This window comes from Mesorhizobium sp. B4-1-3 (genome assembly GCF_006439355.1).
GTDB lineage: Bacteria > Pseudomonadota > Alphaproteobacteria > Rhizobiales > Rhizobiaceae > Mesorhizobium.
On sequence record NZ_VFTG01000004.1, the window covers coordinates 328689 to 342862 of the forward strand.

Annotated in this window: 10 protein-coding genes; 4 read left to right on the forward strand and 6 right to left on the reverse strand. The window is 64.1% G+C overall.

The genetic code is table 11. The features are described 5' to 3' along the window. Positions 1–189: 189 nt before the first annotated feature. Entirely contained in the window at positions 190–1350 is a 1161-nt protein-coding gene (locus tag FJW06_RS08440) for a cysteine desulfurase family protein (RefSeq protein WP_140750512.1), read from the reverse strand. Between the two features lie 265 nt (positions 1351–1615). Between FJW06_RS08440 and FJW06_RS08445 the strand changes: the two genes are divergently transcribed. Beyond that, positions 1616–2290 carry an alpha/beta hydrolase gene (locus FJW06_RS08445; RefSeq protein WP_027166430.1) on the forward strand — a complete coding sequence of 225 codons (675 nt, stop codon included), beginning with the start codon at positions 1616–1618 and terminating at the stop codon, positions 2288–2290. 27 nt (positions 2291–2317) lie between these two features. Here the strand turns inward: FJW06_RS08445 and FJW06_RS08450 are convergent, their stop codons facing one another. Then, positions 2318–3187, reverse strand: a complete 870-nt coding sequence (locus tag FJW06_RS08450; RefSeq protein WP_140750514.1) for a phosphatase PAP2 family protein — start codon at positions 3185–3187, stop codon at positions 2318–2320. Positions 3188–3235: 48 nt separating this feature from the next. Further along, a complete protein-coding gene (locus FJW06_RS08455) occupies positions 3236–4879 on the reverse strand; it encodes a glycosyltransferase family 39 protein (RefSeq protein ID WP_140750516.1) in 1644 nt (547 codons plus the stop codon). A gap of 285 nt (positions 4880–5164) precedes the next feature. On the opposite strand from FJW06_RS08455, the gene tyrS reads away from it, so the two are divergent. Further along, positions 5165–6418: a tyrosine--tRNA ligase gene (gene tyrS / locus FJW06_RS08460; RefSeq protein WP_140750518.1), complete on the forward strand. Its 1254-nt coding sequence runs from the start codon at positions 5165–5167 to the stop codon at positions 6416–6418. Positions 6419–6429: 11 nt separating this feature from the next. Here the strand turns inward: tyrS and FJW06_RS08465 are convergent, their stop codons facing one another. Continuing rightward, a complete protein-coding gene (locus tag FJW06_RS08465; RefSeq protein ID WP_140750520.1) occupies positions 6430–9846 on the reverse strand; it encodes a DUF3971 domain-containing protein in 3417 nt (1138 codons plus the stop codon). Between the two features lie 95 nt (positions 9847–9941). Between FJW06_RS08465 and FJW06_RS08470 the strand changes: the two genes are divergently transcribed. Continuing rightward, positions 9942–10409 (forward strand): peroxiredoxin, encoded by a 468-nt coding sequence (locus FJW06_RS08470; protein WP_140750522.1) that lies wholly within the window; start codon positions 9942–9944, stop codon positions 10407–10409. A gap of 37 nt (positions 10410–10446) precedes the next feature. On the opposite strand, the gene FJW06_RS08475 is transcribed toward FJW06_RS08470, so the two are convergent. Continuing rightward, positions 10447–11583 (reverse strand): GNAT family N-acetyltransferase, encoded by a 1137-nt coding sequence (locus tag FJW06_RS08475; RefSeq protein ID WP_140750524.1) that lies wholly within the window; start codon positions 11581–11583, stop codon positions 10447–10449. Next, the gene (locus FJW06_RS08480) at positions 11580–12581 is read right to left on the reverse strand and encodes a sterol desaturase family protein (RefSeq protein ID WP_140750526.1); all 1002 of its coding nucleotides are present in this window, start codon (positions 12579–12581) and stop codon (positions 11580–11582) included. Before FJW06_RS08480 ends, FJW06_RS08475 begins: the two co-directional genes overlap by 4 nt. A gap of 298 nt (positions 12582–12879) precedes the next feature. Here FJW06_RS08480 and FJW06_RS08485 point away from each other — a divergent pair, with 298 nt between their 5' ends. Continuing rightward, the gene (locus tag FJW06_RS08485; protein WP_140750528.1) at positions 12880–14160 is read left to right on the forward strand and encodes a M23 family metallopeptidase; all 1281 of its coding nucleotides are present in this window, start codon (positions 12880–12882) and stop codon (positions 14158–14160) included. The last annotated feature ends 14 nt before the right edge of the window (positions 14161–14174 follow it).

Genomic DNA, 14174 nt, shown 5'->3' on the forward strand with positions numbered 1-14174 from the left:
AGCGTTCTCCATCCTCGCCGGGGTCAAGGCCCGGCAGTTTTCAAACTATGGCACCGCTGGAATCGCATCCCGGCGGGGCTGCGCAGCGGAGTAAGCTCCATATAGTGCGTGTCCGCCGGAAATTCACCCGGCCAGGACAAAACGCACGGCTCTACCAGGCCGCAAGGCCTGAATTCATCTTCGCCGCCCTCAGGCGGCTTCTTCCTTGTCCGCGCGGCGCGCGACGATGCCGGCCAGCGCCGACTGGAAGGCCTTAATGTCCTCGGCGCCGGTCGCAAGGCCGATCGAGACGCGCAAGGCGCCCAGGCTGTCGCCGTAGCCCATCGCCTTCAGCACATGGCTTGGCCCGACTTTCCCCGAGGAGCAGGCCGAGCCCGCCGACAACGCGACGCCGGCAAGGTCGAAAGCGATCTGCGCCGTTTCGGCCTTGACGCCGGGAATAGCGAAGAATGTCGTGTTGGCAAGCCTGGAAGCACCATTTCCGAAGATTTCCGCGTCCGGCGCCAGTTCCGTCACGATGGTCTCGATCTCGTCACGCCGGCGCGCGATGGCCTCCATCTCTGCGAGACCCGCAAACGCGGCCCGTGCGGCGGCGCCGAAACCGGCGATCCCGGCGACGTTTTCCGTGCCGGCGCGGTGGCCCTTCTCCTGGCCGCCGCCATTGATCAGCGGACGCGGCATCATCAGATCGGACGCGGCAACGATCGCGCCGACACCCTTCGGTCCGCCGATCTTGTGCGAGGACAGGATCAGGTAATCGGCATAAGGGCCTGACACATCGAGCGGAATCCGCCCCGTGGCCTGCACGGCATCGACGACCAGAACCCCGCCGGCGGCCTTGACGATTTCGCCGATGCGACCGACCGGCTGGATGACGCCGGTCTCATTGTTGGCGGCATGGATCGCCACCAGCGGCAGGCCGGCGGCCCTGTGATGCGCGGCGAGCGCGGCGGCAAGCGCGTCGAGATCGGCAATGCCGTTGCTATCGACGCCGATCTTCGTCACTTGCGCCGGGGCGAAGCGCCCGCCATTCAGGACGCAGGGATGGTCGGCTTCCGAGACGTAGAGATGGCTCATGCGGATGGCGCCGCGTCCCATCTGCCAGTCGGGCCCCAGCAGCGTCGAGGCGGCTTCGGTGGCGCCGGACGTGAAGACGACATGTTCGGGCCTGGCGTTGACCAGCCGCGCCACGTCGCGGCGCGCGTCCTCGACCAGCCGCCGCGCCGCGCGGCCTTCGGCATGGACCGACGACGGGTTGGCGGCATCGAGCGCGGCGACCATCGCCGCCTGCGCTTCCGCAAGGAGCGGCGCGCTGGCATTGTAGTCGAGATAGGCGCGGGTTGCGGCCATTTTCGCTCAGTTCGTCCTTTCGCCAACTATCCCGCGAGGATAGCGCGTTATTTCCTTGAAATTGCAAGGCAAGCCGTCCTATTTACGCGGCTTGCGGCGCGGGCGACCGGACCATCGGGTTCGGCCTCCCAGTTTTGAACAATTCTAAACTAGCTTCTAGGAAGACGCTCGCCCGGCGTCAAGGCCACAGAAGGTATGGGGCCGCACGAGAGTTGGGGCCGAAGAGTTCCGGGCTAGCGCATTCATATGCCACGTGGAGTATTTTATGCCTGAGGTCATTTTCGCCGGTCCGGCTGGTCGCCTGGAGGGACGTTATCAGCCCTCGAAGGAAAAGAGCGCCCCGATCGCCATCGTGCTGCACCCGCACCCGCAATTCGGCGGCACGATGAACAACAAGATCGTTTACGACCTCTTCTACATGTTCCAGAAGCGCGATTTCACCGTGCTGCGCTTCAATTTCCGCGGCATCGGCCGCAGCCAGGGCGAGTTCGACCACGGCACCGGCGAGTTGTCGGATGCTGCGGCGGCGCTCGACTGGGTGCAGTCGCTGCATCCGGATTCCAAAAGCTGCTGGGTCGCCGGCTATTCTTTCGGCTCCTGGATCGGCATGCAGCTTCTGATGCGCCGGCCTGAGATCGAGGGATTCATTTCGGTCGCGCCGCAGCCCAACACCTATGATTTCTCGTTCCTGGCGCCCTGCCCGTCATCCGGCCTGATCATCCATGGCGATGCCGACAAGGTGGCGCCGCCCAAGGACGTGCAGGGGCTTGTCGATAAGCTGCACACGCAAAAGGGCATCACCATCACCCAGAAGACGCTGCCCGGCGCCAACCATTTCTTCGCCAACGATTCCGAGCTGCTGATCCAGGAATGCGCCGACTATCTCGACCGGCGCCTGGCTGGAGAACTCGCGGATCCGCGGCCGAAGCGCCTGCGCTAAGCACGGCAGGCCGCCAGTCCAGGCGTCTTAAGGGGTCTGGGTTCGGTCGACGCCGATCTCGCCGCTTTCGACCGGGCCGGCCATCGAAACCATGCCTCTGGGCGCGCGGAACGGTCCCAGCCGGAAGGTTCGCTTGCGCACCGGCAGTTTCGAGCCTGTCTGGCTGAAGATGAAACCGAGCCGGGCAAACAGCAGGCCCGAGACCACCGCGAACGCCAGCCCTAGGCCGAAGCCCGCGACCGTATCGCTCGGATAGTGCGCGCCGACGAAGACGCGTGTCGAGGCGATGCAGGCGGTGACCGCCAGCGCGATATACCAGCGCCGTGGGAACAGCAGGAGCAGGATACCGAAGACCGCGCCCATCGTCGTGGCATGGCCGGACGGAAAGCCGGCGAAGCGCGCATCCATGGCGAAAGGATGCAGCGACAGGATGCCGAAATCGCTGAAATAAAGCGGCCGGGCCCGGCCGATGCCGTATTTCAAAAGGTTGACCGCGAGGCCCGACAGACCGACGGCGCAAAGCACCAGGAACGCGAAGCACGTCCAGTTGTAAACGACCATCCGGCCTTGCCGGGACAGGCCACGCCAATCCGTCAGATTGGCGGCGACGAGGCAGAGCGCCGCCGGAATGAGATACCAGCCGCCGAGGCCGAACTGCGTGAAGAAGTCGGTGAAACGCGCGAAGCCGGGTGACCATTCGCCGCGCATCTCGCCCGCGCCGGCGTCGAGACGCAGGAAGACCGCCACGGTGAACAGCGCCCAGGCTATGAGCCAGACGCTCCACAGAATTCGCGGATAGCGCGCCGGCCGCACGACAAAGCGTCGCTTCACGATCGAAATCGTGTCGCGGAAATTGCCGAGCGAGCGTCGGTAAAGGGCAAGGGGCGCGACGGACATGGCTTTAGCGCGTGCTTATAGGGGGCATTCGACTCCCGAGGCTATTCATCACGGAGCCATCCGGTAAAGCCCGAGCGACAACTTGTCTCCTGACGAATAGTTGATGCCGTCGATCTCGGTCAGCCGCTTGGCCGATTTCCCCTGGGCGGTCAGCACGTCGGCGAGCTTTTGCTCGTCCTTGATCGGCGCCAGCCCAAGCGCGCAGGACGGATCGTTGAGCAGATGCCGCGCCACCCCCTCGACATCGGTAAGCACGGTCTTGGTGCCGACCAGGAAGACCAGGCTCGGCTCCTGGAATTTCGCCGAGGCGAGCACGGTGGTGTCGCAGAGCCGGTTGGCGTCGACGGCGGCCTTGACGGCGGGGCTCAGCCAGATCGGCTTCAGCGACGGCGCAATGACGCCGAACAGCAGGCTGAAGGTGATGCCGGCGCCGGTCGCGATCGCGGCAATGCGCGGAAGCGGCACCTGCAATTGCCTCGGGAAGGCAAGATAGCCGGTGACCAGAGCGGCGATCGCCGCCGGTATGCTCCACCAGGAGAAGGTCTTTGTCAGATAAAGCGGCGCACCGACGCAGACCGCGGCCAGGCCAATCGCCACCATGGCAAGGCCGAAGGCAGTCGCCCACCACAGCCATGTCTGCCAGCGCTTCAGCGGCGCGTTGGCCTTGTCCGCCGGCAAGGTGAGCAGCCAGCCGACCAGAAGCGCCATGCCCGGATAGGCAGGCATCACATAATGCGGCAGCTTGGTCGGGATCGCCTCGAATACCAGCCAGAACGGGATGTACCAGGCCAGGCAGAAGCGCAGGCGCGGATCGTCCCAAAGACGGTTGATGGCCTGGAGCCCGGCGCCGACCGCGATCAGCCCGAAGGGCCACATGAACAGCGAATAGGTCAGCATGTAGAAGCCGGGCGGCAGGCCGTGCGATTCCTCGCCCTGCGCCACCTTGTTCAGCATGTCCTTGCCGACCGCCTCCTGGAAGAAGGCGCCGCCGCTCTTCCAGGAGATGAGGATGAGCCACGGCAGCACGATGACCAGCACTATGCCGACGCCGCGCACCAGCTTCATCTTGAGGAGCCAGCGCCACTCGCGGTCGAAGGCAAAGAGCGCAGCGGCAGTCAGCAGCGACAGTAGCGGCGAAACCGGGCCCTTGATGAGGATGCCGAAGCCTTGCGCGATCCAGAAAATCCACGACAGATGCCCGGGAACCGGTTCGTTGCGCTTCGAAGCCCAATAGACCTGCGCCAGCGCGCCTTGCGCGATCACGCAGCAGGCGAGAAGCATCGCGTCGGTCTTGGCGTCGCGCCCCTCGAAGCCTGTGGCGAAGATCGCCGCCATCATCAGGCCGGCGGCCAGCCCGGCATTGGCGCCGAAGAGCTTCGTCCCGGTCCAGCCGATGCCGACCACCGCCAGCGCAATGCCCAGCATCGAGACCAGGCGATAAACCCAGATCGGCGCCGCCGCCCCCTCGCCGCTCAACGCGACCGCCGCGGACTGCAGCCAGTAGATGCCGATCGGCTTCTTGTAGCGCGTGACGTCCTGCAGGCGGATATCGACATAGTCGCCCGTCTCGACCATCTGCTTGGTCGCCTGGACGAAGCGGGATTCGTCGCGGTCGACCGGCGGCAGGCTGGCCAGCCCGCTGACGGTCATGACGATGCTGAACAGAAAGAGGAAAAGATAGTTCCTGTTCATCGCGGGAGCTCGTCCGATCTGAAACCGCGGGATGGCCCCGTCGCGGCGCATTGCGCCTGTCTTTGCGCGGCGCCTCATTACGCCAGCAAAAAGGGCGAAGCAAGGACGCGCCGCGCCCTACGCGATCGGACGCAAAGCCGGAAACCACTTTTGCTGATCGGGGTCATTCTTGGCGGGCGATCGAACGCAAAACCGGAAACCACTTTTGCTGATCGCCCGCGAATGCTAAACGCGCGCCTTCATATCAAGCATGGCCAAGTGCCCGGCGACCTCCAGGAAGAACAAATGTCCGCCTTCAAATCCGATTTCCTGCGCATCATGAGCGAGCGCGGCTTCATCCACCAGATTTCGGATGAATCGGCCCTCGACCAGCTTTTCGCCAAGGAAACGGTAAGCGCCTATATCGGCTTCGACGCCACCGCCAAGAGCCTGCATGCCGGATCGCTGATCCAGATCATGATGCTGCACTGGCTGCAGCAGACGGGCCACCGGCCGATCGCGCTGATGGGCGGCGGCACCTCGATGATCGGCGACCCGTCCTTCAAGGACGAGGCGCGCAAGCTGCTCACCCCGCAGGATATCGACGACAATCTCGTCGGCATTCGCCGCAATTTCGCGCCTTACCTGAAATTCGGCAGCGGACCGGGCGACGCGGTCATGGTCAATAACGCCGACTGGCTGATGCAGATTAACTACGTCAATTTCCTCCGCGACGTCGGTCGGCACTTCTCCGTCAACCGCATGCTCGCCTTCGATAGTGTGAAGCTCAGGCTCGATCGCGAGCAATCGCTCTCCTTCCTCGAATTCAACTACATGATCCTGCAGGCCTACGACTTCGTCGAGCTCTACAAGCGCGTCGGCTGCCGGTTGCAGATGGGTGGCTCGGACCAGTGGGGCAACATCGTCAACGGCATCGATCTCGGCCACCGCATGGAAGGCGTGCAGCTCTTCGCCATGACCACGCCCCTGCTCACCACCTCGTCCGGCGCTAAGATGGGCAAATCGGCCTCGGGCGCGGTCTGGCTCGACGGCGACATGCTCTCGCCCTACGAGTTCTGGCAGTATTGGCGCAACACCGAGGACGCCGATGTCGGCCGCTTCCTGAAGCTCTACACGACGCTGCCGCTCGACGAGGTGGCGCGCCTTGAAAAGCTCGGCGGCTCGGAGATCAACGAGGCGAAGAAGATCCTTGCCACCGAGATCACCGCCATGTTGCACGGCCGCGACGCGGCCGAGACCGCAAGCGAGACGGCGCGCAAGACTTTCGAGGAGGGCGCGCTCGCCGACACTCTGCCCAGCATCGAAGTAGCCAAATCGGACCTCGAAGCCGGCATCGGCATCCTGGCGCTGTTCGTCACCGCCGGACTGGCCGGCTCGAACGGCGAAGCGCGCCGGCATATCCAGGGCGGCGCCGTACGCATCAACGACCAGCCGCTGACCGACGACCGGCGCATCGTCACACTTCAGGACCTCGGTCCCGAAGGCATCGTGAAGCTTTCGCTGGGCAAGAAAAAGCATGTGCTGGTGCGGCCGAGCTGAGCGGTCGCACTCTACTGCGCGGGCTGTTGCCTGTACTCGAAGATCGAGCGGAATATCCCGGGCGCCACGACTGACAATGGATTGATGTTGAGCGTCGGCTTGTTGGCGTTGCCGCGCAGCCGGTAGGTGACGCCGATCAGGCCGCGGTCGCGTCCGTTGCCGAGCAGCGGCCCGAACAACGGCAGCTCGCCGAAGAGGCGGTTGAGGCCATAGACCGGCATGAAGGTGCCGGTCATGTCCATGTTGTTGTTCGCATCGTAGAGCGTGCCCTGGAAGGTCGTGCCGATGCGCGGGCCCCGCAACAGGCCGTTCGCCAGTTTCAGATAGCCAGAACCCTTGTCGATCTCGGCGAAGCCGCGCTCGAACTGCACCCTGGACGTATCGATGTTGCTTTTGACGGCCTCGTTCAGGCTGCGCGTATCGCCGGCCGGCGTCGTCGATACGATCGAGGCGAGCTTTGGCTCGTTGACGATATAGAAATTGCGGGCGTCCACCTGTCCCTTCATCGGCCCGTCGGCGGAGCCCGAGAGCGACAGCGTGATCGCCCCGCCTTCCATATGCTCGTAGACGTTGAGGAAGCGCAGGATGGCGCCGGCGTCGGCGGACTTCACCCTGAGCACGCGGCCGCCCTCACCGGTTGTGTTGTTGATCGTGATCGCCGCGCCGGAGCTTGCCGCGGCAGTGACGTTGAGCCCGTTCACGCGCGATCCGGCGGCGCTGTATTCGAGCCTGAGATTGGAGAGCGCCTCGTCGTGGAAGCCGGTCAGCGATGCCACGTTGGCCCTCACCGAGACGGCATCGCTGCCCGCGCCCTTTGTCGCGGTGTCGACGTCCGAGGTGAACTGCTTGATCAGCGAGCGGGCGTCGAGCGACGCGCCGTTGACGTCGACGGCATAACTCTTGCCGGAGCGTTTGATGGAAACGGCGACATCGTCGCCCCGGTTCAGCGAAACCTTGCTGAAGCGGGCCGTGGACAACGCCCCGTTGACCAGCGTCACATTGCCGTCGATAGAAAAGCTTTTGCCGTCGAGATCGAAATCCGACAGCGTGGTGGTGCTGCCGGACTTTGCCATGTTAAAAGCGACCTTGGCGGGAATACCGGCGCCCTTGCTCCAGCCGGCCCAAGGAATGTCGAGCCTGGCATTGGTCAGGTCCGCCGAAACCTGCTGAGCGCCCTCTCCGCTCTTGTCGATCGCCACCTTGATGGTTCCCGAGAGCAGGTCCGAGAGGCCGGGCATGCTGGCATTGCGCGTTTTGTCGTCGAGCACCAGGGCAACCTTACGGCTGCGCGCCGGCCCGTCGTCTTCAAGCGGCTCGACCAGATCGAGCTCGGCCGGAATACCGTTGAGCTTGGCTGCGGCGGAAATCACCGCTTGCTTCGGCCCGACGATGATCGAGCCATTGGCCCCGGTGACCGTCTGGTCCTCGAAAGGCTTGGCGAGCGACAGGTCCTGATAGTCGAGCGAAACCAGCCAATCCAGTTTCGAGGTGTCCATGCCCTTGGTTAACGGGATGTCCGCCCTGACGTGGCCGGTGACGGCGCCGGACAGGTCCTCGGGCGCCAGTCCGACATGGCGCATGGCATTGATCGGCTCGTAGGAGGCAAGCTCGGCGATCGCCGGGGCTTCACCCGCGACGTCGATGTCGAGCCCGCCGACCACAACCGGCAGGTTCGCGTTCTTGATCGTCAAGGCGCCGCCGCTTGCCGCCACTGTGCGGCCGCTCGGCATATAGACGCTGCCCGAGGAGAGCGCGATGTCGACATCGTTGCCGTGGAAGGCAACGACGCCGACGGCGTCACGCACGGGCGGGATCCGCCCGGCGGTATCGAAGCGCGATCCTTTGATCTGGAACCGGCCGAACACTTCGTCGCTGGTCAGCGGCACGCCGTTGCCCAGGCGCCCCGGCGCGACCTGAAACTGCAGTTTGGCGTCGGTCACCGTACCGCCGAACAGATTGCCCAGCACCCAAAGCCGCGCGTTGCGGGCCGAGAACCACGGCCACAATTGCTTGACATGCGAGACCGGCATGTCGTGCATGTTGAGCGACAGCGACACGCCCGGCGGACCGTTGTCGACGAAGGCGACCGTGGCGGCGCCCAGCACCTCGCCCGGTCCGCCGGAGCGCACGCCGATCTGCTCGGCGACGAGCTTGCGGCTCTTCGGCTGATAGATTCCGGCGATGCGGGCCAGGAGTTGAAGCGCTGGTTCCGGCGATTCCGACGGCGCCAGCGTCGAGCCGTCGCTGGTGAGGTCATAGCGATAGGCGGGCTCCTCTCCGGCGACTGCCGGCTTCGGCCCGATCGATCCGGCAAAGTCGAAGCTGGAGCGGCCGCTCCTGATCAGCAGCCGGTCGACCGAAATCTTGTTCGAACCGGCCACCAGCGTGGCATCGGCATCGACATCGGTCGGCAGTAGCCCGCGTTCGTCCAGGTCGAGCACCGAACCGTTGAGAGAGAGCGATGCCGCCAAACGTGACGGGTTGTCGCCCGACGCTTCCGAGCCCGAGAGCTTCAACGCGATCGAACCCAGTTTGGCGCCATCGGTCGCCGGACCGGCTCCTGTCGAACTGTCCCCACCGAGAGGGCCTTCTATCTCGAGGTTGGCATCGAGCGACGAAATGCGCCTTGCCGTCGCGTCGCGTGTCGCCGAGGCGATCAAGGTGGCGTGCCGGCCATCGACCTCGGCATCGTAAGAGAACTGCATGCTTCCCGTGCCGGTCTGCGCGACGGTCGCCGAGGTGACGGTCATGCGCTTGACCGGCCCGGTGTCCGGCAGCTCGAACGCGACATTGCGCAGATCGATCTGGCGCATCGAGTCCTCGCGCACGGCATCCAGCGCGTCGTTGACGCCTGAAAACACCGCCGCCGAGACTTTCTCCGGGTCGACAAGGCCGTCCGCGTTGCGCAGCGCCGCCGTCCAGTCGCCGCCGCCGGAGGGCATGGCGGCCACCACGATATGGGCGTCGGAAAACCTGGCGCTGGTCAGCCGGACGTCGCCGGAAAGCAGCGGCAAGAGGCGCATGCCGAAACGCACCCGCCCGATATCGGCCATCGGCTTGCCGTCGGCCGTCTTGAGGCTGACCTCGTTCACCTGCAGGGCGACGAAGCTCGATCCGTCGAGCGTCAGTCGCGCCGCGCCGACAGTGACGTTGACATCGACGCCTGCCAGCTTCTCGATGGCGCTCTCCGCCTCGGTCCGAAGCCGTTCCGTGCCGATGCCGGATGCGCCGAGGACATAGACCCCCGCCGCGGCCAGGAGCACGAGCGCGCAAAGCCCGGCAAACACGCGACCGAGAATGCGAAAGCGCCGCCGCACCGCCGCGCGGCCAAGCGGCGGCACGCTGCACGCGGACGGCAGCGTCGCCAGGTCGGTGATCTCGTCACGCCTGAACCTGATTTTCTCGTGCTGCGGTTCTTCCTGATCCAAGCAATATTCCGTTGTGACGAACTCGTCGTGGACGACTCCCCGCTTCACGTTATAACGATGATTTCCCGCGCGTAACCGCAAACAAGGGCATCGATATGGCTGATCTCCAGGTGGGCGACGCAGCACCCCAATTCGATCTTCCGCGTGACGGCGGCGGTTCCCTCAGCCTCGCTGCCTTTCTGGGTAGGCCCGTCGTACTCTACTTCTATCCGCAGGACGACACCACAGGTTGCACCAGCGAAGCGATCGGCTTCTCGCAGTTGAAGCCTGAGTTCGAAAAGACCGGCGCCGTGGTTATCGGGCTCTCACCCGATAGCGTGAAGAAACACGACAAATTCAAGGCGAAGCACGGCCTCACCGTCGATCTGGTCGCCGACGAGGAGCGCAAGGTGATCGAGGCCTATCATTTGTGGGTCGAGAAGACGCTGTACGGGCGCAAATATATGGGTGTCGAGCGCGCCACCTTCCTGATCGACAAGGAGGGCCGTATCGCCCGCATCTGGCGCCAAGTTCGGGTCAAGGGCCATGCCGAGGCCGTGCTGGAAGCCGTTCGCGCGCTCTGAGCGTCGCCAAAGCCAAAGCAATCGACAATTATGGTCGTTACTCGTCAGGTACCTCGGCCTTTGGCTGCCGCCGCGTCCTCCAGGATTTCGAACGATGGCTCACCTGATCGGCCAGCGCAGCAAGATGGCCACGCAAGCCGCGCGCGCCGATCATGGACGACAGCGTGACTGATTGCGTGGCAAAGCGCCGCTTGAAATCCTCGCCGCCGCAGAGAAAATCAATCGTGGCAAGGCCGCGGTCGAACGACCATTGGATATAGTCCATCATCAGTACCATACCCGGCGAGGCACGCTCGTATTCGGGATCATAGGTGGTGACGAAAGCCATCATCGTGCCGTGCTGCTCGAAATTGATCGAGACGGCGACGATCGTGTCGTCAAGCTCCAGCACGAAGATGCGCAACAGCCCGAGGTCGGCCAGCACCGAAATAAGCGCGGCGAGAACCGGCGAGCCCTTGTCGAACAGATCCGAGGCGCGACCATGGCGAGCGAGCCAGAGGCGCTTCAGCGTCGCGACGCGCTCGAGCACCGGCTCGCGCGGGTCCTCCGCATCCAGCAGCCGGAAACGCAATGCTCCGCTTTCTTCCATGAACTTGCGGCCGCGACGATAGTTCTGCCGGCCCTTCTTGGACAACGTCTCGAACCATTCCGCCCCACCCTGCCAGGAGCCAGCGACACGATAGCTGAGTTCAGTGCGGTGGTTGGGCCGAAGCGCCTTGCCGTGAGCCGGTTCCAGCAGGGCATGAACACCGGCATCCGGTAGCAGACGGTTGAGATAGACCAGGTCGAAGCCACCCTGGTCGAAAACATACTGCCACAGGCGGAAGATCGCCCGCGGGTCGCTGTCAGGTGCAACCAGCGCGTCGCCATAGTCACTGTGATCCTTCGCCGCCCATTCGAGTACGCGGATGCCGGAACGCCTGAAGGTCGCCAGCGCTATCACGCCATCGAGCCGGTCGCCGTTCCAGGCAAGCCCAATCCTGAGCGCGCGCCGCTCCTGCTGCGGGGTGGTGCGCCACCAAGCCGCGATCCAGTCCGGGTGCTGGAAGACAAGCCCGCCAGCCCGCTGCCAGAGCGCGCTCCAGGCCGGTGCGATCTCGGCCAGGCGCGCCGCCGTTGTCACGACCTCGAAGGTGCGTGTCCGCGGGATAGCGAGCACAAAGGGAGCGTTCATGGCCGTGTCCCCTCCGAGGCTCGCGAGGTGCGTGACCGTGGCTTTCCGGGCCGGATGCGCCTGGCGATATGTCCCCACATCCGCTTCAGCGGCATGACGTAAAGGCCTGCGAGCGACTGATAATCGCGCACATCGCGATCGACCAGTCCGAACTTGAAGTCCTCGTCAGGCCTCGGCACACACAATGTTCCGAAGAGCCGGTCCCAGAACGAGAAGAGCAGCCCGAAGTTCTTGTCGTAGTGGCGCGGATCGACGCTGTGATGCAGCTGATGCCAGTGAGGACACAGGATCAAGTTGTTGAGCAGGCCGAACGAGATCTTGAAATGCGTGTGCCTGACGAAATCCATCATCAGGATGTTACGCATGACATAGACGTTGACGCCAAAAACGGTCAGTTCGACAAGGTTCAGCGAAATCAGCGACCAGATGCCGAAGCAGAACCCCACGATGATGCCGTCCCAAGCTCGGTTCATTAACTCGTCGAGCGGATGGACCCGGTCCTTGGTGATCCCGACCATCACCTCGGCCGAGTGATGCACCTTGTGCAGTTCCCAAAGCAGCGGATAGCGATGCTGGGCGACGTGATAGAGGTAATAGGAAATGTCGTAGGCCAAGAGCATGGTGACGGTGAAGATCAGAACCGTCACGGGCCCGGCCGGCCCCTCGGTCAGAGGCGGCTGGAAGTGGAACAGTGTCGAAAACAGCCAGTTGGTCCCGTATCCCACCGCCGTGACGAAGACGATTCCGGCGGGCAGCATCAGGAAAGGCATCAGGGCCTTCTTCGTGACCCAGAACAGAAGGTCGGCCTTCGCGGAGGGATGAGTGATGACCTCACGCGGGATGGCGAACTCGAAAAACTCCTTCCAGCTCTTCTCCTCGACCGCGCGCCAATAGGCCACAAGCGCGCTGACAAATGCGGTCAGCAGCAAAAGGCCGGTCGCCAGCAGACTGGTGCCCGAAATCTTGTCGAGGATCTTGCCAACCAGATCGCCCAGCATTCCTACCGCCACGGTGAATTCCAAATACCAACACGCCTTTACTCGAAAAACGTCAATTAAACGCAATCGAAGACAGTTAAGAAACCCGAGCTTGCTCTACGAGCTACGGGCTGCTCCTGGCAGAATACTGGTGTTCATCGCCAAAGCGACATGGCGTCCGCATCCTGGAGATTTTCGCGCAACCTCGTGCCCGTACTGCGTGCATCCGGCGCCGCGCGGTCGACACGGCAAGCCTTTGTTAACCCTAATAATGTGTAATCAGGCTTGTCGTTGGTCCCGTAACGAAAGCTTGGTCCCCGTGAAACCAACCGGTCAGTCCGCTGTCTTCGGCAGGCGCAAGGAACCGCACACGGTCATCATCGCCCGGGGCAACGAAATAAGGCATTTCACCATCCGCCCCTGGCTCGCCGCCTTCATCGGCTCGGCCCTGGCGGCGATCGCCATCGGTTATCTGCTCGCCACGTCCTATCTGGTGCTGCGCGACGATCTGATCGGCGCCACGACGGCCAGGCAGGCGCGCATGCAGCAGGGCTATGAGGACCGCATCTCAGCACTGCGCGCTCAGGTCGACCGCATCACCAGCCGCCAGCTTCTCGATCAGCAACTGATGGAAACCAAGGTCAGCGAGCTCTTGGCCAGGCAGACTCAGCTCAGCGAGCGGCACGGACGGCTCGGCCCGATCTTCGAGCGCGCCGAGAACGAGGTCGGCGACGCACCCGCGGCGGGCGCCGAGGCGCCCAAACTCGACGAGCACGCCGAGGTCACCGGCAGCCTCTCGCAGGCGCCGACCTATTCCGTCGCATCCTTGGGCGCCGGCGACACCAGGCCCTTCTCGCTCTGGTCGACGAGGTCCGATCCGCTCGACGGCGAAACGGCCGCCGATCGCGCCGACAAGCTGTTCGTCTCGATCAATGCATCGCTGAAGGCCATCGAGAACCGGCAGCTTTCGCGCATCACCACGCTTGCCGACAACGCCTACAAGAATGCCGATGCTATCGCCCAGGCATTGGGAGCGGCGGGCCTGCCGGTCGACAGCGAACTCAACAAGAGCGATGTCGGCGGTCCCCTGGTCCCGGTTGATCCTTCGCTGGTTTTCGACAGCAAGGTCAAGGAACTCGACGAAGCGCTGGACGCGCTCGACCAGGTCAAGAAGGAGGCGCGCAAGCTGCCCCTCGCCAACCCCGCCCCGGGCCATGCGGTGACCAGCCCGTTCGGCGTGCGCACCGACCCCATCCTTGGCAGCGCCGCCCTGCATACGGGCATGGATTTCAGGGCGCCGATCGGCATGCCGGCCAAGGTCACGGCCGCCGGCACCGTTACCAGGGCCGGCTGGGCCGGCGGCTACGGCCGCATGGTCGAGGTCGACCATGGCAACGACTTTGCCACACGCTACGGCCATCTGAGCGAGATCGACGTCACCGTCGGCCAGAAGCTCGCCGCCGGCGACGTCATCGGCAAGACCGGCAGCAGCGGCCGCTCGACGGGTCCGCATCTCCATTACGAAGTGCGCCACGATGGCGAAGCGGTCGACCCACTGCGCTTCCTCACCGTCGGCAAGAAGGTCGCGCAATATCTTTGACCGGTTGCCGATCC